The sequence below is a fragment of the Streptomyces cirratus genome, assembly GCF_014650775.1.
Classification (GTDB): domain Bacteria; phylum Actinomycetota; class Actinomycetes; order Streptomycetales; family Streptomycetaceae; genus Streptomyces; species Streptomyces cirratus.
Genome location: NZ_BMVP01000009.1, coordinates 112,082 through 131,724 on the forward strand (window position 1 = coordinate 112,082; position 19,643 = coordinate 131,724).

Here is a 19,643-nt window from a genome sequence, read left to right on the forward strand (position 1 = left end):
CCGAAGGTAGAGGAGGGATTGGCTGCCGCGATGGCATTCAATCACTTACCGGCAGGCGCGCACGACGCCTCGGGACCATTGTCCCGCACGCCAGTGACACACTCGGTTCCAATGGCCAACACTCACGGTCCCGGTCGGCCCACGGCTCACGCGGACACACGACCCACCCCCGGCACGGTCCTGGACCGGCTGGCAGCGGGGCCTTCCCGGGCTGCGCGCATCACCCATACGGAGCACTTGCCCCCTCGGGCGGGTCGTCATGCGGTCTGGCCGGACCGTATTCGATCAGATGTCGTAGCGGCCATCACCGCAGCCGGGATCGACCGTCCGTGGGCCCACCAGGCCGAAGCCGCCGAGCACGCCCTGGACGGCACGTCCGTGGTCGTCGCCACCGGCACCGCCTCCGGCAAGTCGCTGGCGTACCTGGCGCCCGTCCTGTCCGCCCTCGCCGACGGCGCCCAGGCGCCCAACGGGCGCGGGGCGACCGCCCTCTACCTCTCCCCGACCAAGGCCCTGGCGGCCGACCAGCGGCGGGCCGTCCGGGAGCTGGCCGCGCCGCTGGGCAACGCGATCCGGCCCGCCGTCTACGACGGGGACACGCCCGTGGAGGAACGCGAATGGGTCCGCCAGTACGCGAACTACGTGCTCACCAACCCCGACATGCTCCACCGGGGCATCCTGCCCGCCCACCCGCGCTGGTCCTCGTTCCTCAAGGCGCTGCGCTACGTCGTCATCGACGAGTGCCACACCTACCGGGGCGTGTTCGGGTCGCACGTGGCGCAGGTGCTGCGACGGCTACGGCGGCTGTGCGCGCGCTACGGCTCCGATCCGGTCTTCCTGCTCGCCTCCGCCACCGCCAGCGACCCGGCGGTCGCGGCGTCCAGGCTGACGGGGCTGGCGGTCACCGAGGTCGCCGACGACGCCTCGCCGCGCGGCGAAGTGGTCTTCGCCCTGTGGGAACCCCCGCTGACCGACCTCAAGGGGGAGAAGGGCGCCCCCGTCCGGCGCACCGCCACCGCCGAGACCGCCGACCTGCTGACCGACCTGGTGGTCCAGGGGGTCCGCACGGTCGCCTTCGTGCGCTCCCGGCGCGGCGCGGAGCTGATCTCGGTGATCGCCCAGGAACGGCTCGCGGCGGTGGACCGTTCACTGCCCGGGCGGGTCGCCGCGTACCGGGGTGGTTACCTGCCCGAGGAACGGCGCGCCCTGGAGCGGGCCCTGCACTCCGGGGAGCTGCTGGGGCTGGCCGCGACCACCGCGCTGGAACTGGGCGTGGACGTGTCGGGCCTCGACGCCGTGCTGATCACCGGCTACCCGGGCACCCGGGCCTCGCTGTGGCAGCAGGCGGGCCGGGCCGGACGCACGGGGCAGGGGGCGCTGGCGGTCCTCGTCGCCCGGGACGACCCGCTGGACACCTATCTGGTCCACCACCCCGAGGCGCTGTTCCGGCGGCCGGTGGAGGCCACCGTCCTGGACCCCGACAACCCGTACGTCCTGGCCCCCCACCTGTGCGCGGCCGCCGCGGAGCTCCCGCTGACGGAGGCCGACCTGCCCCTGTTCGGCCCGACCGCCGAGGAGCTACTCCCCCAGCTGGAGGCGGCGAAACTGCTCCGGCGCCGGGCGACGGCGTGGCACTGGACCCGGCGGGAGCGCGCCGCGGACCTCACCGACATCAGGGGCGGCGGCGGGCGCCCGGTGCAGATCGTGGAGGCCGCCACGGGGCGGCTGCTCGGCACGGTCGACGAGTCGGCCTCCCACACCGCCGTCCACGACGGTGCCGTCCATCTCCACCAGGGCCGCACCTATCTGGTGAAGCACCTGGACCTGGAGGACTCCGTGGCCCTGGTGGAGGAGGCCAACCCGCCGTTCTCCACGACCGCCCGGGACACCACCACCATCTCGGTGCTGGAGACCGAGCACGAGGTCCCCTGGGGGGATGCCCGGCTCTGTTTCGGCTCGGTCGAGGTGACCAACCAGGTCGTCTCCTACCTGCGGCGCAGGCTGCTCTCCGGTGAGGTGCTCGGGGAGGCCAAGCTGGACCTGCCGCCGCGCACGCTGCGCACCCGGGCGGTGTGGTGGACGGTCACCGAGGACCAGCTGGACGAGGCCCGGATCACCCCGGAGATCCTCGGCGGCGCCCTGCACGCCGCCGAGCACGCCTCCATCGGGCTGCTCCCGCTGTTCGCCACGTGCGACCGCTGGGACATCGGCGGCGTCTCCGTCCCGCTGCACCCGGACACCCTGCTGCCGACGGTGTTCGTCTACGACGGCCACCCGGGCGGCGCCGGCTTCGCGGAACGCGCCTTCCACACGGCCCGCGCCTGGCTGACGGCGACCCGCGACGCCATCGCCGCCTGCGAATGCGCTGCCGGCTGTCCGTCCTGCATCCAGTCCCCCAAGTGTGGCAACGGCAACGACCCCCTCCACAAGCGCGGCGCGATCCGCCTCCTCACCCGCCTCCTCGCCCAAGCCCCACCCGCCTGACCCCCACGCCCCACGGAGCCCTGAGCGGCACGTCTGCGGCCCACGCCGGGCCGTGCGGGCCCCGGTGCGGTCGCTTGGATGCGGTGTTGACCTGCGAGCTGCCGGCGCGGGCAGGGGCGGGTAGCCCGGGCGTCGGCCCGGACCGGCTCCTGGGCCTCCGGCTGGGACCGGGCGGGGTACCCCCGGCGTGGGGCCGGTGCGGCGCTCCGGCGGGGCACGGCACGGGTGGACGCCGAGTGCCTCTCGTGGACGCCTGGTCCACCGCTCATGCGGCTGCCGGTGGCGGGCGGACGCCGGAGTTCCTCGTGGACGCCCGCCGCGCCGTCGTCGGCGGTCCGGGGCCGAGGTGCAAGGCGTGGATGCCTTGTCATCCCCGCCGGAGCCCCTGAGACGGGCACCAGCGGAGCCCCACTGAGCCCGCCCCCGGCCCGGACTTCCCCGGGACCGGGACCGGGACCCGCCCAGAAGGCCAAGCCGCGGCAAAACTCGCCCGGCCCCACCCGCCACCGGGAGGCACCTGACCGGCGTAACCGGGACCGACGAGGGCGGCTTACCCGACCCGGAACCGACCGTGGCACCGCCGCGGACACACCCCGCCTACCCCACCACCCCGGCGGGTCCCCCCACCCACCAACCGAGCGGCGGCGCTCCCCCGACCCACTGCCCTGACGGACCGGGAACCGACCACACGGCCAAGCTACGGCGCGCTCACCCCGACCCCACCCACCACCGGCAGCCGCCTCAGCGGCGCAGCGGGCGCCCACAAGAGCTGCCCCCGCCCGGCCCGTGCCGTAGCCGCCCGGAGCACGGGCCCACGCCCCACACCGGGCTCCCGCCGCCCCCTGCCCGCCGGACCCGCACAGACGGCCAAGCCAAGGCAGCCCCCGGCCCATCCGCCAACGGGAGACGCATAGGCGGCGGACCGGGTACCGACGAGGGCGCCCGCCCGGCCCGGACCCGGCCGTGGCACGGCCTCGGTGGAACGGGCGTCCACCGGAGCATCCCGGGGCCGGGCCGGGCCGCGGTGCGGCTGCGGCCCTGGGCCCGCGCCGCAGCCGGTCGGGCGACCCGGGGCAGGCCGCAGCCGGTCGGGCGGGTGCGAACGGCCGGCCTGGGGGGGCGGGCCGCGTCCGCGGCGGGGTCAGCCGGCCTACGGCGGGGGCAGGGGCGGGCCCGCGCGGGCCGCGGAAGACGGGGTGAAGGGGCCCATCGGGACGCGGGCCGTGACGTCCGCCACCTCGCCCCACAAGCGGCACTCCGTCAGGGCCGCCCCCTGGGCCCGGGCCACCCTGACCGCCGTACCGCACGCGGTCTCGGGGCCGTGCGCCCAGGCCGTCGCCGCCGCGAGGGACGCCAGATCCGCAGCTGCCGCCGCCCGGTGGCGGGCCACCACCGCCTGGCCCAGCAGCAGCACACCCCCGAACACCGCCCCCAGCACGGTCGTCACCACCGCTGCCCACACCGTGGCGGAGCCCCGGTCCCGGCTCACGGCGGCGGCCCCACGCTGTCCTCCGCCAGGGCCACCGCCTGCGCACCCAGCCGGACCGGCAGCCCGCGCGGCCCCGGAGCGGGCGCCGACACCCGGACCCGCCACAGGTCTCCCGACCGCTCCAGCCCCACCTCCGCCCCCGGTGGGGCGGCCTCCTTGGCCACGGTCACCGCCACCTCCGCCGGTTCCGACCGGCCCGCGGCCCTCGCCCCGGCCCGCGCCGCGTCCACGCACCGGATCTGCGCGGCCGCCGCCATCAGCGCCCACACCAGCAGCGCCGCGAACAGCACCAGCGCCGGCATCACCAGGGCAGCCTCCGCCGTGACGTATCCGCGGTCTCCGATTCCCCGCGGGCCGTTCTCAGAACGGCACATCGAGGGCCTTCCCAATGGTCGACTGAAGCGCCGTCGAAACCACGTCACTCGTCACCACCTTGTACAGAACGGCGGCGAACGCACACGCCGCGATCGTGCCCATGGCGTATTCGGAAGTCGACATCCCGGCATCACGGCCGCGACCGCTCAGTGCCGCCCGGACACGAATCCAGATGATCTTCATGACAGCCTCCTGTTGATTGTGTTCTTAATCTGTTTTCAGCTGGTGATCTCAACTGCCCGAAAGGAGACCGGAAGCCATACCGATCACCACGGGCGCCACTCCCATGGCAAGAAAAGCGGGGAGAAAACACAGGCCCACTGGCGCGGTGATGAGTACCGCCGCCCGCTGCGCCCTGGCAGTGGCGTGCCGGACCCGATCGGCCCGCAGAGCCCCAGCCAGGCGGGAGACCGGCTCCGCGGCCGGCGCCCCCGTACGGGCGGCCCGCTCCAGGCACTCCGCCAGAGCGCGGGCACCCGGTATCTCGGCCAACCTGCCCCACGCGACCCCTGGTTCGCCGCCGAGCCGCAGCTCCGCCCCCGCCAACGCCAGCCGCTCACCGACCGGACCGCCCAGTGATTCGCCCACCACCTCGGCCGCCTCGACCGGACCGGCCCCGGCTGCCAGACACGCGGCCAGCAGGTCGGCCGCGAACGGCAACTGTCGTTCCGCCTCCGCCGGATCCACCCCGGCCTCCGGGCGGCGGAGCCGGAGCGTCCGCCACACACCGAACGCGGCCCCGCAGCCCAGCAGCGCCCCCGTCACCCCGCTGACCAGCACCCAGCACGCCACCACCGCTCCGGCCGGCCCGGCCCACGCCACCATCAGAGCGCGTATCCGCACGCCCCGCGGCGGCCTCGGCCGGACGGCCGCCACCGTCAGCAGCGCCGCGATTCTCCGGCGTGCCGCGCGCTCCCGCACCCTTGCCGCCACGACCGACGCCAGGCACAGCACGGCCACCGCCAGACAGACCGCCATTGCCGGCCGGTGCACCACCGACGCGCCCATCACCGCTCCCCCATCCGTACGATCCGCCGGCACCACAGCAGCCCCAGCGCCTCCAACACCCCGCCGGCCAGCAGGCAACCCCACCCCATCGGGGTGTGCAGCAGCACCCGCAGCGGGTCCGCGCCGAGCGCCGTGCCCATCAGCAGCCCCACCAGCGGCAGCAAGGCGAGGACCACCGCGGTCGATCTGGCTCCCGCCAACTGGGCCCGCAGTGACTCGTGGCGGTCCCGCTCGGCCCGCAACGCCCCTTCCAGCCGCTCCAGTCCGGCGGCCAGCCCAGCGCCGCCGTCAACGGAGACCCGCCAGCAGGCCGCCATCCCGGCCAGGCCCTCCGAACCCGGCTCCCGCGCCGCCTCCCGCAGCGCCGCCGCCACATCCCCGCCGAACGCCGCGGCCGCCAGCACCCCGGGCTCCGCCGGACCGGCCCTTCCCGCTCCGGAGGCCGTCCGCCGGATCGCCGCGGTCATCGCCTGACCGGGCTGCGCGCCCGCCCGCAGCTCCCCCACGGCAGCCCCGCACAGCGCCACCACCTCGGCGGCCCTGCCGACCCGGGCCCTTTCCCGCTCCCGGATCCGCAGCCACCGACGCACCAGCGGCACCGAGGCCGCCCCCAGCACCAGGGGGATCACCGATCCGCCGAGCAGTGCGACTGCCAGGCCCGCCCCGAGACCGGCACACTCCCGCCACCGTGCGGCCCGTACCCGCACCGCGATCACCAGCCGCTCCCAGCGCACGGGACCGCCCGGCACCACCGGGCCACCCCCGTCCAGCACCAGCCGGGCCCGCCGCGATACCTGATCGCCCCCGGCCAGCAGCCACGCCGCGGCTCCGGCACACAGCATCCCGGCGAACACGGGTACCGACCCCACGGCACCCACCGCGCCCACCCCGGCGCTCACCGGGTACCGCCCAGCAACGGGCCGAGCCGGTTCCAGCCGGACTCCCGTACGAAGCCCCGAGCACCCCAGCGCAGCGCAGGCACCGTGACCACGAGGCCGGCCGGATCCCGCTCCAGCACATGCACCTCGGCAACCCGCCGACGACCCGACCGGTCCCGGACCAGGTGCACCACGAGAGTCAGCGCGGCCGCCAACTGGCTGTGCAGCGCGGCCCGGTCGAGCCCGGCCGCCGTGCCGAGGGCCTCCAGCCGGGCCGGCACATGCGCCGCGGCATTGGCGTGCACGGTGCCGCAGCCACCTTCGTGCCCGGTGTTCAGCGCGGCCAGCAGGTCCGCCACCTCCGCGCCCCGGACCTCGCCGACCACCAGCCGGTCGGGCCGCATCCGCAGCGCCTGCCGGACCAGGTCCGCCAGGGTGACCAGCCCCGCCCCCTCCTGATTGGCGGGCCGGGTCTCCAGCCGCACCACGTGCGGGTGGTCGGGGCGCAGCTCGGCAGAATCCTCGGCGAGCACGATCCGCTCGCCCGGGCCGACCAGCCCCAGCAGGGCGCTCAGCAGGGTGGTCTTGCCGGTTCCGGTCCCGCCGGAGACGAGGAACGACAGCCGCGCGTCGACCATCGCCGCAAGCAGCGTCTGCCCGCCCGGCGGCAGCGTGCCCGCGGCCACCAGCTCGTCCAGGGTGAACGCCTTGGGCCGCACCACCCGCAGCGACAGGCACGCCGATCCCACCGCCACCGGTGGCAGCACGGCATGCAGCCGGGTGCCGTCCGGCATCCGGGCATCCACCCAGGGCCGGGCGTCGTCCAGCCGCCGTCCCGCGACCGCAGCCAGCCTCTGGGCGAGTCGGCGCACCGCCTCGGCGTCGGCGAAGGCGACGCCGGCCAGTTCCAGCCCTCCACCCCGGTCCACCCACACCCGGTCCGGGGCCGCCACCAGCACATCGGTGACCTCCGGATCGGCAAGGAGCATCTCCAGCGGGCCCGCGCCGACCAGCTCCGACCGTAACTCCGCGGCTACTCCGAGCACTTCCGCATCCCCGAGCAACCGGCCCTGCGCCCGAAGGGCCGCCGCCACCCTGGCCGGGGTCGGCTCCGCCCCGCTCTCGGCGAGCCGCTGCCGCACCGCGTCCAGCAGCACCGCGCTCATGCCGGCACCCCCTGGGCGGAGCCGAGCGCCCGCTGCCAGAAGCCGTCGCAGAACCGGGCGAGCGCACCACGAGCCCGCGCCCCCGGTGGTTCCCCCTCGGCGACCCGCCCCGGAAGCCCCACCTCCACCGGCACCACCCCGGCCAACGGCGCCCCCAGCAGGTCCGCCACCGCTTCGGCGTCGAGCCCGTCAGGGCAGCGGCCCCGTACGACGACGCGGACGTCCCGGGCCACCATCCGCACCCCGGCGGCCACACGTCCCGCGGCGGCCACGGCCCGCAGCTCACCCGGCACCACCATCAGCACCAGGTCCAGCTGCGCCAGCACCTCGGCGACGGCTTCGTCCACCCGCCGGGGCAGGTCGACCACCACCACCCCGCCCCGGCGCCGAGCAGCGGCCACCACCGACCGCATCGCGGCGGGCGGCACCACGACCCGGTCCCCGCGGTCCCAGCTCAGCACCCTGAGGGCATGCAGCTCGGGCAGCGATTCCTCCAACGCCCCCGCACCCACCCGCCCCCGCGACCCGGCGAAGTCCGGCCAGCGCAGCCCTTCGGCGCCCTCGCCGCCGAGCAGCACGTCCATGCCCCCGCCGAGCGGATCACCGTCGATGAGGATGGTCCGCTCCCCCGCCCGGGCGGCCCGCACGGCGAGGGCGCAAGCCAGGGTGGACGCCCCGGCCCCGCCGCTACCGCCGATCACCCCCACGGCGAGGGCGGGCCGGCCGGCCCCTTCCACCACGTCGGCGATGCGGTCGACGAGCCTGCTCTCGGCGTCGGGCAGCCGCAGCACCTCCTCGGCGCCGATCTCCACCGCCCGCTGCCACACCCCGGGGTCGTCCAGATCCCGCCCGACGAGGAAGACCCCGTCCCGGCGCGGCGCTCCACGAACCCGTCGGGCGGCGTCGTCGCCGACCAGGACAAGCGGAGCGGATTCCCACCCGATGCCACCGCGGGAGCGGCCAATGCCCTCACCATCATCGCCCGCGCGGTTGACGCCACTCGGGCCCTCGCCGCTCCCGTCACGAACGCCACTCGCGCCACTCAGGAGCCTTCCGGCCTCACTGACGCCCGCATCACGGAAGCCTCCGATTTGCTCGGGCACCGTGTGGTGCACATGCGGCTCGGCGCCCGCCGCGGCGCACAGGCGCAGCAGGTCGTCGAGCAGCACGGGATCCTCGGTGATGATCAGCGGCCGTCCGCCACCGGGCACGGCGCCGCCCGTCCGGTTCGGCACCCCGGCCCCACCCGACATCGCGAACTCCGGAACTTCACACGACTTCGATCCAGCCACGATCTCCGCCCCCTTCTCGCTGCAAATCCATGAACCGCGGACTTCGCGGCTGGAATCACGGTGCAGCGATCAGGAAAAAGAAGTGGATCTTGCTCGATATCTGTGGACAAGAACGCGGTTGTGGATATCTCCGCCACCCCATCGAGTGAGTTCACAGCGCTCCGGAACAACTACACAGAGTCACGAGTTGAGAGGGGTGAGGGCCTTCGCCACGCGGGCCCACCGAGCAGAAGGGCCGGGAAGATGTTCCTCAAGAGCCGGAGGCAAGGGGCGCGAACCGCGTCCGGACATGCGACGACCCCCGCCGGGGGGGAGAGCGGGGGTCGTCCCCACGGTCCGACTCGGGGGGGGAGGAGCCAGACCGGGTTAGCACGGTCGCGAACGATCCGTGACTTCCATGGTGTACCCGAGAGCCTTCTCAGGCAAACCCACGCGCCACACCTTACGCCGAATGGTGGGCGCATATGCTCGGGGCGTGGAAAATCAGCCCTTGCCGCACTCCTCGCCTCGGACCGCTGCCTTCTTCGACCTGGACAAGACGGTCATTGCGAAGTCAAGCACCCTGACGTTCAGCAAGTCGTTCTACCGGGGCGGTCTCATCAACCGGCGGGCCGTTCTGCGCACCGCGTACACCCAGTTCATCTTCCTGGCCGGCGGCGCCGACCACGACCAGATGGAACGGATGCGGGAGTACCTGTCCGCCCTGTGCAAGGGGTGGAACGTCCAGCAGGTGCGCGAGATCGTCGCCGAAGCCCTGCACGACCTCATCGACCCGATCATCTACGACGAGGCCGCGTCGCTGATCGAAGCCCACCACACCGCCGGCCGTGACGTGGTGATCGTGTCCACCTCCGGCGCCGAAGTGGTCGAGCCCATCGGGGAGATGCTCGGTGCGGACCGCGTCGTGGCCACCCGCATGGTCGTCGGCGAGGACGGCTGCTTCACCGGAGAGATCGACTACTACGCCTACGGCCCGACGAAGGCCGAAGCGGTGCGCGAGCTCGCGGAGTCCGAGGGGTACGACCTCGCGCGGTGCTACGCCTACAGCGACTCGATCACCGACGTGCCGATGCTGGAGGCAGTCGGGCACCCGCACGCAGTGAACCCCGACCGGGCCCTTCGGCGCGAGGCGGTGGCCCGGGAGTGGCCGGTGCTGGTGTTCAACCGGCCGGTTCGGCTCAAGCAGCGGGTGCCGGGGCTGTCGATGGCTGCGCGGCCGGCGTGGGTGGCTGCGGCAGCCGTGGGAGCGGCGGCGGCGACGGCCGGCCTCGTCTGGTACGCCAGCCGCCGCCGCGCCACCGCTGCCGCCGCCTGAGACCGGCCGGACCCCGCCCGAACCGGCGCGCCCCGCACACCCGCCGGTTCGGCCCCCCGGCCTGCCCTGCGCCGTTGCGGCCCCTTCCGGCCCGCTCCTGGCGGGGGCGCCCACCCCGCGCCCCTCGGCGCCGTCCGGGGCCCCGTCGCCGACTCGACCGCTGCCCGGTGGGGCTCGCCCGTCTCCGGGGCGGCCCCCCGGGTGCCGGTTCGGGCCTCACCGAGGCCGCCCACCAGCACCGCCCCGGCCCCGTCCGAGCCCTTGAACGGCGCCGGTTGAGGGCTCGGACGGTGGCCTTGACCGGTCGCCGGTTCGGCTCCGCCACGGCGGCTACGGTCGTCGGCTCGGCTCCGCCAAGGCGGCTACGGTCGCCGGCCCGCCCCCCGGCGGTCACACAGGGCGGCCCAGCTCGACCCGCCCCCATCACCGGCGCCGGTTCGGCTCCCGCCCTCCCTGCCTGCGTACGGGCAGCCCGGTTCGCCCTTCTCCGAGCTCCCGGGGGTGCCGTTTCAGCCCCCTTCGCCCCGCCTCCAGCGCCGGCTCACTCCCTCGGTCACCAGCCGTGCCCGTGCCGTCCCGTGTGGGTCGCGCCGAGCGGGCGGGGTGCGGCCCCCCGGGTGCCTGCAGGCCGGTTCGGTTCCCCCGGCCGCCCGGGGACTCTGACGGACGCGACGGCCCGCTGCCTCGGGCGCACGACGGGAGGCGCGAGGCGCAGTCCCGTCGGGACGCCACGCCCGGAAATGGCCCGATTCAGGCGTCCGGATTATCCCGAAACACGGGGAAAGGTAAAGAAGTGAGGCCAGGGGTTTCGCTTATCTCGGAAGCGGAGTACAAAGGAGTCAACGGCCCGCGAGACCAAAGAACATCCGAGAGGATCATCTTTAAAACGCAGTAAGGCCCACGGACCGAAGCAGGAACGCCGAGCACCCACGCGACGTCGACCCGTCGATTACGGGCCAGCCGCACCAGGCCAAGGGCAAAGTTCCCGGCCTGATGGGCAACATCGAGGACGCTTGGTAACCCGGCGGGAATGCCAGCGGCGACACCAAAGCAAGACGGTGTCGCCGCAACCCTGTCCGGACGCGTCCCGTTCCCAGCAGCAGCAACCGCAGTACCGCGGCAGCCGACCCAGCCGTCAGGCCGCGCCGCGCTGGAGGGCCTCGCAGACGGCCGTCGATTCCCGCACTCCCAGTTCGACCGCCCGCCCGCAGTGCGCGATCCAGGCCGCCATACCCTCGGGGGTCCCCGAGACATAGCCCTCGAAGGCCGCCACGTACGCCTCCGGGCCCTGCTCCGCGTGCCCCACCTCCGCCGGGCAGATCGCCTTCGGGTCGAGCCCGCTGTTGATCAGCACGATGCGCTCGGCCGCCCGCGCCACCAGGCCGTTGTACGAGCCGAAGGGGCGCAGCGCCAGCAGCTCGCCGTGCACCACCGCGGCGGTGATCAACGCCGGAGCGGAGCCTCCCGCGATGACCAGCCGGGACAGGCCGTCCAGCCGTCCCGCGACCTCCTCGGCGCTGGGCAACGGGGCTTCGATCAGCGGTTCGTGCACGGGCTCGCCCGCCAGCCGCGGCCGCCCCACCGTGTCGCCCCCGCGCTCGGCAGAGCCGGCCCCCGTCGGCAGGGTGGAACCCGAGGCCACCAGGTGCAGGCGCGCGAGGACCCGTAGCGGCGACTGGCGCCAGATGCTCAGCAGCTGACCGGCCTCGGCCGTCAGGCGCAGGGCCGCGCCCACCGTCCGGGCCTGTTCCTCCGTGCCGAAGTCGGTCCGGCGGCGCACCTCTTCCAGCGCCCAGTCGGCCCCGGACAGCGCCGCACTGGCCCTCGCCCCGCGCAGGGCGGCCTCCGAGGTGATCTCGCCGCCGCGCCGGCGCATCACCCGGTGGCCGTAGACCCGGTCCACGGCCTTGCGTACGGAATCCACGGAATCGGCGACACCCGGCAGCCCGGCCAGTGGGGCCAGCGGGTCAGCAGCGCTACTCATAAGTAAGGAGCCTACGCACTGCGCCCCCATAGCACCGACCCCTCCTTGGAGTGGTCTTCTTCACTCACCCAGAGCACTCAAAGCAACCGATCCACTACGCTTGGTGAACATGAAGATCGCTTTCGTGGGAAAGGGCGGCAGCGGGAAGACCACGCTGTCCTCCCTCTTCATCCGCCACCTCGTCGCCAATGAAGCCCCCGTCGTCGCGGTGGACGCCGACATCAACCAACACCTCGGCGTCGCACTCGGGCTCACGGAGACCGAGGCGGCGGCGCTGCCCGCCATGGGCGCGCACCTGCCGATGATCAAGGACTACCTGCGCGGCTCCAACCCCCGCATCGCGTCCGCCGAGACCATGATCAAGACGACCCCGCCCGGTACCGGCTCGCGGCTGCTACGGGTCACCGAGGACAACCCGGTGTACGCCGCGTGCGCCCGCCCGGTGATGCTCGACGGGGAGCCCGTACGGCTCATGGCGACGGGCCCGTTCACCGAGGCCGACCTGGGTGTGGCCTGCTACCACTCCAAGGTCGGCGCGGTCGAACTCTGCCTGAACCACCTGGTGGACGGCCCCGAGGAGTACGTCGTCGTCGACATGACCGCCGGCTCGGACTCCTTCGCCTCGGGCATGTTCACCCGCTTCGACATGACCTTCCTGGTGGCGGAGCCGACCCGCAAGGGCGTTTCCGTGTACCGCCAGTACAAGGAGTACGCCCGGGATTACGGGGTCGCCCTCAAGGTGATCGGCAACAAGGTGCAGGGCCCGGAGGACATCGAGTTCCTCCAGGACGAGGTGGGCGAGGACCTGTTGGTCACCGTCGGGCACTCGGACTGGGTCCGGTCGCTGGAGAAGGGCCGCCCGGCCGCCTTCGCGCTGCTGGAAGCGAGCAACCGGCTCGCGCTGCAGGTGCTCCAGGACGCCGCAGAGGACTCCTACGCCGACCGCGACTGGGTCCGGTACACCGAGCAGATGGTCCATTTCCACCTGAAGAACGCCGAGAGCTGGGGCAACGCCAAGACCGGGGTCGACCTCGCGGAACAGATCGACCCCGGCTTCGTCCTCGACGAGGCGCGCCCCGCCGGATCGCAGGGGCTGGTCAGCCCTCGTCCGAACCGGATCCGGCCGGCTCCGCAGCCGGCTTGACCTCGGCCGGGGCGGCCGGCTTGGCCGGCGGCCCCGCCGTCAGGAACTTCGTCCAGCCTTCCTTGGGCGCCTCGCCCACGTCCAGGGAGCGCATCCACTCCAGGACCTTGGGGTCCTGTGCGTCCAGCCAGTCGGCCAGCTCATGGAACGGCACGCAGCGGACTTCCTTCTGCGTGCACATCGACTTGATGGAGTCCTCGACGGCCTTCATGTAGGTGCCGCCGTTCCAGGACTCGAAGTGGTTGCCGATGATCAGCGGTGCGCGGTTGCCCTGGTAGACGCGGTCGAAGGCCTTCTGCAGGCCGTCACGCATCTGCTCGCCCCAGTACGCGTGCTGCGAGGGGTCGCCCTGCGTGGTCGTCCCGGACTGGTTGACCATGTAGTTGTAGTCCATGCTCAGGGTCTCGAACGCCCGGCCCGGCATGGGCACCAGCTGGAGCGGGATGTCCCAGAGGCCATCCGTCTTCTTCGGCCAGATCTGCTTGCTGATGCCGCTGGAGTCGTACCGGAAGCCCATGTCCTTCGCCGCCAGCATGAAGTTCTTCTGGCCTTCGAGGCAGGGGGTGCGTGCGCCGATGAGTTCCTTGTCGTAGTCGAAGGGGAGCGCCTCCATGCCCTTGAGTTCGGGCGAGTTGGTCTTCCAGCTCTTGACGAAGGCCTTGGCCTGGTTGATCTCGCTCTTCCACTCCTCGACGGACCAGGTGCCCACGCCGCCGTCGGGTCCGCAGAAGTGGCCGTTGAAGTGAGTGCCGATCTCGTTGCCCTCCAGCCAGGCCGCACGGACCTGGGTGGCGGTGTCCTTGATGCCCTGCGGATCGCCGAAGCCGATGTCGGAGCGGCCCGGGGAGTGCTGGGGCGCGGTGTAGAGGGAACGCTTCTCCTCCGGCAGCAGGTACAGGCCGCTGAGGAAGTAGGTCATCCGCGCGTTGTACTCCTTCCCGACTTCGCGGAAGTGGGAGAAGAGCTTCTGGCTGTCCTCGCCGGCGCCGTCCCAGGAGAAGACGACGAACTGCGGGGGCTTTTCACCGGGCTTGAGCTTCTGGGGCTGCTGCACGTTGGGCTGCCGGCCGGTGTACGAGGTCGAGCCGTCGCCGATGAGCCGGTTGACGCTGCCCGGGGCGGCCTCCGGCACGGCGTCCTTTTTGGCGTTCGGGCCCCCGAGAGCAGGGGGTTTGGCGGTTTCCGAGCTTCCGCACCCGGCGGCGCACAGGACCAGGGCCGTGGCGACCAGGCCGCCGGCGATCTTCTTCGTAGCGGCGATCATCCGCACACCTCTCCCTCACAGCCCCCTCGCGGGACTTCCGGGCGCACCGTCCCACGCGGTCTGCTTTGAAGATGATGTGACAAGCCGGACAAAATGCTTAATCACCCCTGAGGGCTAATTCCTAGGCCGTTTGCCCCCATTCCCTGCCATCGTTCTTTACTCTCCATTACCATCCATTTACCGAGTGTTGACTCCCGCCGCTTCATCCCTCCTCAGAGGAGACGGGATCCATGACAGCCACCTCCGCCACCAACCCACCCGCCGCCAACCAACCAACCGCCCACCAGCCAACCGCCGACTCCTCAGCCAACTCCTCAGCCACCAGCCACCGGCTCCGCAACCTGCGGCCGGGCAGAGGCCTGCCCGAAGGCCTCTCTGCCGATCTCTCCGCCTCCGTCGCCGTCTTCCTGATCGCCCTGCCCCTGTCCCTCGGTATCGCGCTGGCCACCGGCGCCCCGCTCCAAGCGGGGCTGGTGGCCGCGGCGGCCGGCGGGATCGTGGCCGGGCGGCTCGGCGGCGCACCGCTCCTGGTGAGCGGTGCGGCCACCGGACTGACCGTGGTCACCGCCGAGTTGATCCAGCGCTACGGGTGGCGCACCACCTGCGCCATCACCGTGCTCGCCGGCTGCTGCCAGCTCGGGCTCGCGTTCCTGCGCACCGCCCGTTCGGCGCTCATGGTGAGCCCGGCCATCGTGCACGGCATGCTCGCGGGCATCGGGGTGACCATCGCGCTGGCCCAGCTGCACATCGTGCTCGGCGGCACCCCGCAGAGCTCCGCCCTCGCCAACGTCCAGGGGTTGCCCGCCCAGTTGGCCGACCTGCACCCGGCCGCGGTCGGGGTCAGCGTGCTGACGCTGGTCGTGCTGCTCGGCTGGCCGAGACTGCCCGGGCGGGCCGGACGTGCCCTGCGCACGGTGCCCGCCGCGCTCGCCGCCGTGGCGACGGCCACCGCCTTCGCGGCCATTGCCGGGCTGCACCTGCCCCGTGTGGACCTGCCGTCCTGGCGCAGCCATGCGCTGCCCGAACTGCCCGAGGGGCCGGTGCTCGGCATCATCGCCGCCGTACTGACGGTCACGCTGGTCGGCAGTGTGGAGTCCCTGCTGTCCGCCGTCGCCACCGACAAGCTGACCGCCAGCGCCCGGGAGAGAGGCAGCCACCCGCCGCGCGCCGACCTCAACCGGGAGTTGCGCGGACAGGGCGCGGCGAACGTCATCTCCGGGGCGCTGGGCGGCCTGCCCGTGGCGGGCGGGGCGGTGCGCAGCGCGGCGAACGTACGGGCCGGGGCCGTCAGCCGCCGGGCGTCGATGCTGCACGGCCTGTGGATCATCCTCGCCGCCGGGCTGCTGGTGCCGGTCCTCGACCTGATCCCGCTGGCCTCGCTCGCGGCGCTGGTGATGGTGGTGGGGGTGCAGATGGTGAGCGCGACGCACGTGCGCACCGTGACCCGGCACCGCGAAATCCTGGTGTACGTGACGACGATCGCGTCCGTGGTACTCGGCGGCGTCCTGGAGGGGGTCGCCATCGGCATCGCGGTGGCCGTGGCGGTCGCGCTGCACCGGCTGGCCCGGACCCGGATCACGGTGGAAGAGCTCGACGGGGTCCACCGGGTGTGGGCCCGCGGGCAGTTGACCTTCCTCGCCGTCCCGCGACTGAGCCGGGTGCTGAACCAGATCCCGCACGAGGCGCAGGCGGTGATCGAGCTCGACGGGTCGTTCATGGACCACGCCGCCTTCGAGACCCTCCAGGACTGGCAGGACTCGCACGTGGCACACGGCGGTTCGGTCGAGGTGACCGGCCGGACCGGGCCCCGGCCCGCCGAGAGCGGCCGGGCCGACGGCGACGAGCCGGCCGGCCCCGGAAGAGATCCGCGCGGGGCACACCACTGCTGCCGCCCCTGGACGCCCTGGAAGAACCACTGTGACCACCGCGCCACCGGTCGCGAGGAGGACCGTACGCCGCCCAGCGCGACGGCCTCGACCACCGCGACCGAGCCACGGCGGCGCGGAGCCGGCCAGCTGGCGAGCGGAATCAGCGCCTTCCAGCGGGACACCGCACCGCTCGTGCGGGACGAGCTGGCCCGGCTCGCCCGCGAGGGTCAGCAGCCGTCCCAGCTGTTCCTCACCTGCGCCGATTCCCGCCTGGTGACCAGCATGATCACGGCCAGCGGGCCGGGTGACCTCTTCACCGTCCGCAACGTCGGCAACCTGGTCCCCCTGCCCGGTGCGGAGGCCACGGACGATTCGGTCGCAGCGGCGATCGAATACGCCGTGGACGTGCTCGAGGTGGACAGCATCACCGTGTGCGGGCACTCGGGCTGTGGCGCGATGCAGGCGTTGTTGAACTCGAACCCGAGCGCGCCGATGACCCCGCTGCGGCGGTGGCTGCGGCACGGGCTGCCCAGCCTGGAGCGGATGACGAGCCGGCACCACCCCTGGGCCCGGATCGCGGGCCGGCTTCCGGCGGACGCCGTGGAGCAGCTGTGCCTGACCAATGTGGTCCAGCAGCTGGAGCACCTGCGGGCGCACGAATCGGTGGCGAGACGGCTGGCCGAGGGGACGCTGGAGCTGCACGGGATGTACTTCCACGTGGGCGAAGCCCAGGCCTACCTGCTCTCCGGGGGCGACGACTTCTTCGACTGCCGGGTCTTCGACAGCATCGGCGGCCACGCCTGACCGCGCGGCAGGGCCGCGGCTCGGCTCGGTCGGCCATGCCGCGGTCCGGCCGACCGGCCCTCCCCGGCCCCGGTCCCGGCCCCCTGCGGCTCTGCCCCGCCCGGAGCCCCCGTCGGCCCTGCCCGGCCCCGACCCGCCGTCGGCCCTGCCCGGCCCCGGCCCCCGTCGGCCCCGGCCCCCGTCGGCCCTGCCCGGCGGCGTCGGGCCCGGGACCCCGACCCGCCCGGCCGCCCGACCCGCCCGGCCGCCCCGCCACCGTAGGGAATCGGCCACGCCAAGGCCCCGGGTGGCCGCGAACCGATAACCTCCCGTATCCGTGCCACTGAGTGGCCCCTTCCCGCGCGTACAGCGCAGCTGGAAGGGGTCATCGGCATGGGCTCAGCCGTGCTATAGGTCTAAACCAATTTTCGGCTACCCCTTGTCACCTGGGCCGCTGACTGATGAGCTATGCCCGGGGACACAACGGACACCCTGGGAAAGGGAGATGTCGTGAGCAATGAAAGCCTGGCCAACCTGTTGAAGGAGGAGCGTCGGTTCGCTCCTCCTGCCGACCTGGCCGCCGCTGCCAATGTGACAGGGGCTGCGTACGCACAGGCCGAGGCGGACCGGCTGGGCTTCTGGGCCGAGCAGGCCCGGCGGCTGACCTGGGCCACCGAGCCGACGCAGACGCTCGACTGGACCAACCCGCCCTTCGCGAAGTGGTTCGCGGACGGCAAGCTCAACGTCGCGTACAACTGCGTGGACCGGCACGTGGAGGCCGGTAACGGCGACCGCGTCGCCCTCCACTTCGAAGGCGAGCCCGGCGACAGCCGCTCGATCACCTACGCCGAGCTCAAGGACGAGGTCTCCAAGGCCGCCAATGCCCTGACCGAGCTGGGCGTGCAGGCCGGCGACCGGGTCGCGGTGTACCTGCCGATGATCCCCGAGGCCGTCGTGGCGATGCTCGCCTGCGCCCGCGTCGGCGCCGCCCACTCGGTGGTCTTCGGCGGTTTCTCCGCCGACGCCGTCGCCTCCCGCATCCAGGACGCCGACGCCAAGCTGGTCATCACCTCCGACGGCGGCTACCGCCGCGGCAAGCCCAGCGCCCTCAAGCCCGCCATCGACGAGGCCGTCGCCAAGTGCCCGCAGGTCGAGCACGTCCTCGTCGTGCGCCGCACCGGCCAGGACACCGCCTTCACCGAGGGCCGCGACGTGTGGTGGCACGACATCGTCGGCCGCCAGTCCGCCGAACACACCCCGCAGGCCTTCGACGCCGAGCACCCGCTGTTCATCCTCTACACCTCGGGGACCACGGGTAAGCCCAAGGGCATCCTGCACACCTCCGGCGGCTACCTGACGCAGGCCGCGTACACCCACCAGGCGGTGTTCGACCTCAAGCCGGAGACGGACGTCTACTGGTGCACCGCCGACATCGGCTGGGTGACCGGGCACTCCTACATCGTCTACGGGCCGCTCGCCAACGGCGCCACCCAGGTCATGTACGAAGGCACCCCGGACACCCCGCACCAGGGCCGGTTCTGGGAGGTCGTGCAGAAGTACGGCGTCACCATCCTCTACACCGCGCCCACGGCGATCCGGACGTTCATGAAGTGGGGCGACGACATCCCCGCGAAGTTCGACCTTTCGAGCCTGCGGGTCCTCGGCTCGGTGGGCGAGCCGATCAACCCCGAGGCCTGGATCTGGTACCGCAAGCACATCGGCGGCGACCGCTGCCCGATCGTGGACACCTGGTGGCAGACCGAGACCGGCGCCATGATGATCTCCCCGCTGCCGGGCGTCACCGAGACCAAGCCGGGTTCGGCGCAGCGCGCCCTGCCGGGGATCGGCGCCACGGTCGTGGACGACGAGGGCCGCGAGGTCCCCGACGGCGGGGGCGGCTACCTGGTGCTCACCGAGCCGTGGCCGTCGATGCTGCGCACCATCTGGGGCGACGACCAGCGGTTCATCGACACCTACTGGTCGCGCTTCGAGGGCAAGTACTTCGCGGGTGACGGCGCGAAGAAGGACGAGGACGGCGACATCTGGCTGCTCGGCCGCGTCGACGACGTGATGCTGGTTTCCGGCCACAACATCTCGACCACTGAGGTCGAGTCCGCGCTGGTCTCCCACCCCTCGGTCGCCGAGGCGGCGGTGGTGGGCGCGAACGACGAAACCACCGGCCAGGCCATCGTCGCCTTCGTCATCCTGCGCGGCAGCGCCTCCGAGACGCAGACCCTGGTTGCCGAGCTGCGCGACCACGTGGGTGCCACGCTCGGCCCGATCGCCAAGCCGAAGCGCATCCTGCCGGTGCAGGAGCTGCCGAAGACCCGCTCGGGCAAGATCATGCGCCGCCTGCTGCGTGACGTGGCGGAGAACCGGACCGTCGGTGACGTGACGACGCTCGCCGACTCCTCCGTCATGGATCTGATCCAGAGCAAGCTGCCGGCCGCCGGCAGCGAGGACTGAGCAGGGCGCGCAGGCCGCACGCCAAGCAGGCCAAGCAGGCCGAGCAGGCCGTGCCAGGGCTGAGGGGGCCATCCGGTGCGACGCGCCGGGTGGCCCTTTCGCGCATAAAGTGAAGATCGCCGGATAC

The 19,643-nt window shown here is 73.1% G+C and carries 14 protein-coding genes; 5 read left to right on the top strand and 9 right to left on the bottom strand.

Annotated elements, in window-relative coordinates; all coding sequences use genetic code 11:
• The first annotated feature begins 30 nt into the window (after positions 1-30).
• On the top strand, positions 31-2,484 hold the full coding sequence (gene sftH, locus IE207_RS22060) for a DEAD/DEAH box helicase (protein ID WP_190186005.1): 2,454 nt from the start codon (positions 31-33) through the stop codon (positions 2,482-2,484).
• Between the two features lie 1,150 nt (positions 2,485-3,634).
• Here sftH and IE207_RS22065 read toward each other — a convergent pair.
• Genes IE207_RS22065 through ssd form a run of 7 tightly spaced genes read right to left on the bottom strand, consistent with a single transcriptional unit; the run spans position 3,635 to position 8,653 of the window.
• Positions 3,635-3,973, bottom strand: a complete 339-nt coding sequence (locus IE207_RS22065) for an Rv3654c family TadE-like protein (protein ID WP_190186006.1) — start codon at positions 3,971-3,973, stop codon at positions 3,635-3,637.
• Entirely contained in the window at positions 3,970-4,347 is a 378-nt protein-coding gene (locus tag IE207_RS22070; protein ID WP_190186007.1) for a TadE family type IV pilus minor pilin, read from the bottom strand. Before IE207_RS22070 ends, IE207_RS22065 begins: the two co-directional genes overlap by 4 nt.
• Positions 4,334-4,531: a DUF4244 domain-containing protein gene (locus IE207_RS22075; protein WP_190186008.1), complete on the bottom strand. Its 198-nt coding sequence runs from the start codon at positions 4,529-4,531 to the stop codon at positions 4,334-4,336. The genes IE207_RS22070 and IE207_RS22075 overlap by 14 nt, the downstream gene beginning before the upstream one ends.
• Positions 4,532-4,579: 48 nt before the next feature.
• The gene (locus IE207_RS22080; RefSeq protein WP_190186009.1) at positions 4,580-5,356 is read right to left on the bottom strand and encodes a type II secretion system F family protein; all 777 of its coding nucleotides are present in this window, start codon (positions 5,354-5,356) and stop codon (positions 4,580-4,582) included.
• Positions 5,356-6,225, bottom strand: coding sequence for a type II secretion system F family protein (locus IE207_RS22085; RefSeq protein WP_229873886.1), 870 nt, complete (start codon positions 6,223-6,225; stop codon positions 5,356-5,358). Before IE207_RS22085 ends, IE207_RS22080 begins: the two co-directional genes overlap by 1 nt.
• A 26-nt stretch (positions 6,226-6,251) precedes the next feature.
• Entirely contained in the window at positions 6,252-7,400 is a 1,149-nt protein-coding gene (locus IE207_RS22090) for a TadA family conjugal transfer-associated ATPase (protein WP_190186010.1), read from the bottom strand.
• Entirely contained in the window at positions 7,397-8,653 is a 1,257-nt protein-coding gene (ssd, locus tag IE207_RS22095; protein WP_190186011.1) for a septum site-determining protein Ssd, read from the bottom strand. Before ssd ends, IE207_RS22090 begins: the two co-directional genes overlap by 4 nt.
• A gap of 490 nt (positions 8,654-9,143) precedes the next feature.
• On the opposite strand from ssd, the gene IE207_RS22100 reads away from it, so the two are divergent.
• Positions 9,144-10,007, top strand: coding sequence for an HAD family hydrolase (locus IE207_RS22100; RefSeq protein WP_190186012.1), 864 nt, complete (start codon positions 9,144-9,146; stop codon positions 10,005-10,007).
• A 1,135-nt stretch (positions 10,008-11,142) separates the two neighbouring features.
• Here the strand turns inward: IE207_RS22100 and IE207_RS22105 are convergent.
• Positions 11,143-11,991 (bottom strand): Fic family protein, encoded by an 849-nt coding sequence (locus tag IE207_RS22105; protein ID WP_190186013.1) that lies wholly within the window; start codon positions 11,989-11,991, stop codon positions 11,143-11,145.
• Positions 11,992-12,100: 109 nt separating this feature from the next.
• Here IE207_RS22105 and IE207_RS22110 point away from each other — a divergent pair, with 109 nt between their 5' ends.
• Entirely contained in the window at positions 12,101-13,135 is a 1,035-nt protein-coding gene (locus IE207_RS22110; RefSeq protein WP_190186014.1) for an ATP-binding protein, read from the top strand.
• Here IE207_RS22110 and IE207_RS22115 read toward each other — a convergent pair.
• Entirely contained in the window at positions 13,089-14,399 is a 1,311-nt protein-coding gene (locus IE207_RS22115; RefSeq protein ID WP_190186015.1) for a polysaccharide deacetylase family protein, read from the bottom strand. The genes IE207_RS22110 and IE207_RS22115 overlap by 47 nt on opposite strands.
• A 230-nt stretch (positions 14,400-14,629) precedes the next feature.
• Here IE207_RS22115 and IE207_RS22120 point away from each other — a divergent pair, with 230 nt between their 5' ends.
• Both IE207_RS22120 and acs read left to right on the top strand, forming a co-directional pair.
• On the top strand, positions 14,630-17,071 hold the full coding sequence (locus IE207_RS22120) for a SulP family inorganic anion transporter (RefSeq protein WP_190186016.1): 2,442 nt from the start codon (positions 14,630-14,632) through the stop codon (positions 17,069-17,071).
• A 447-nt stretch (positions 17,072-17,518) separates the two neighbouring features.
• A complete protein-coding gene (gene acs / locus IE207_RS22125; RefSeq protein WP_190186017.1) occupies positions 17,519-19,516 on the top strand; it encodes an acetate--CoA ligase in 1,998 nt (665 codons plus the stop codon).
• Positions 19,517-19,643: the final 127 nt, after the last annotated feature.

Excerpts from the sequence above, each read along its gene's own strand:
- IE207_RS22115 (WP_190186015.1), bottom strand. The coding sequence starts at position 14,399 with ATGATCGCCGCTACGAAGAAGATCGCCGGCGGCCTGGTCGCCACGGCC.
- IE207_RS22120 (WP_190186016.1), top strand. The coding sequence starts at position 14,630 with ATGACAGCCACCTCCGCCACCAACCCACCCGCCGCCAACCAACCAACC.
- IE207_RS22070 (WP_190186007.1), bottom strand. The coding sequence starts at position 4,347 with ATGTGCCGTTCTGAGAACGGCCCGCGGGGAATCGGAGACCGCGGATAC.
- acs (WP_190186017.1), top strand. The coding sequence starts at position 17,519 with ATGCCCGGGGACACAACGGACACCCTGGGAAAGGGAGATGTCGTGAGC.
- IE207_RS22105 (WP_190186013.1), bottom strand. The coding sequence starts at position 11,991 with ATGAGTAGCGCTGCTGACCCGCTGGCCCCACTGGCCGGGCTGCCGGGT.
- IE207_RS22100 (WP_190186012.1), top strand. The coding sequence starts at position 9,144 with ATGGTGGGCGCATATGCTCGGGGCGTGGAAAATCAGCCCTTGCCGCAC.
- sftH (WP_190186005.1), top strand. The coding sequence starts at position 31 with ATGGCATTCAATCACTTACCGGCAGGCGCGCACGACGCCTCGGGACCA.
- IE207_RS22080 (WP_190186009.1), bottom strand. The coding sequence starts at position 5,356 with ATGGGCGCGTCGGTGGTGCACCGGCCGGCAATGGCGGTCTGTCTGGCG.
- IE207_RS22075 (WP_190186008.1), bottom strand. The coding sequence starts at position 4,531 with ATGAAGATCATCTGGATTCGTGTCCGGGCGGCACTGAGCGGTCGCGGC.
- IE207_RS22110 (WP_190186014.1), top strand. The coding sequence starts at position 12,101 with ATGAAGATCGCTTTCGTGGGAAAGGGCGGCAGCGGGAAGACCACGCTG.
- IE207_RS22090 (WP_190186010.1), bottom strand. The coding sequence starts at position 7,400 with ATGAGCGCGGTGCTGCTGGACGCGGTGCGGCAGCGGCTCGCCGAGAGC.
- ssd (WP_190186011.1), bottom strand. The coding sequence starts at position 8,653 with ATGTCGGGTGGGGCCGGGGTGCCGAACCGGACGGGCGGCGCCGTGCCC.